Origin of the sequence: Streptococcus sp. oral taxon 061 (genome assembly GCF_964211575.1) — a bacterium.
Classification (GTDB): Bacteria; Bacillota; Bacilli; order Lactobacillales; family Streptococcaceae; genus Streptococcus.
Genome location: NZ_CAXOQQ010000023.1, coordinates 1 through 595, shown reverse-complemented (window position 1 = coordinate 595; position 595 = coordinate 1). Strand labels below are relative to the sequence as shown.

Here is a 595-nt window from a genome sequence, read left to right as displayed (position 1 = left end):
GTCCCGTAGTGTAGCGGTTATCACGTCGCCCTGTCACGGCGAAGATCGCGGGTTCGATTCCCGTCGGGACCGTAATAACGAAAGTTATTTGACTCGTTAGCTCAGTTGGTAGAGCAATTGACTTTTAATCAATGGGTCACTGGTTCGAGCCCAGTACGGGTCATATTTGCGGGTTTGGCGGAATTGGCAGACGCACCAGATTTAGGATCTGGCGCTTAACGGCGTGGGGGTTCAAGTCCCTTAACCCGCATAATAGAAATCAGCCGGCTTAGCTCAGTTGGTAGAGCATCTGATTTGTAATCAGAGGGTCGCGTGTTCAAGTCATGTAGCCGGCATTTTTTTTAATATAAACCAGAGTCGATGCGAACGTAGTTCAGTGGTAGAACACCACCTTGCCAAGGTGGGGGTCGCGGGTTCGAATCCCGTCGTTCGCTTATAGAGGCCGGGGTGGCGGAACTGGCAGACGCACAGGACTTAAAATCCTGCGATTGGTAACGATCGTACCGGTTCGATTCCGGTCCTCGGCATATATTGAAGAGCACCCTTAGCTCAACTGGATAGAGTACCTGACTACGAATCAGGCGGTTAGAGGTTC

The 595-nt window shown here is 51.3% G+C and carries 6 tRNA genes; all 6 read left to right on the top strand.

Features of this window, described 5'->3' with window-relative positions:
- Positions 1-72, top strand: a tRNA-Asp gene (locus AB8E63_RS08670).
- 18 nt (positions 73-90) lie between these two features.
- Positions 91-163 (top strand) — tRNA-Lys (locus AB8E63_RS08665).
- A gap of 5 nt (positions 164-168) precedes the next feature.
- Positions 169-250, top strand: a tRNA-Leu gene (locus AB8E63_RS08660).
- A gap of 12 nt (positions 251-262) precedes the next feature.
- Positions 263-335, top strand: a tRNA-Thr gene (locus AB8E63_RS08655).
- 27 nt (positions 336-362) lie between these two features.
- Positions 363-434: transfer RNA gene (locus AB8E63_RS08650), tRNA-Gly, on the top strand.
- Between the two features lie 7 nt (positions 435-441).
- Positions 442-527: transfer RNA gene (locus AB8E63_RS08645), tRNA-Leu, on the top strand.
- Positions 528-595: the final 68 nt, after the last annotated feature.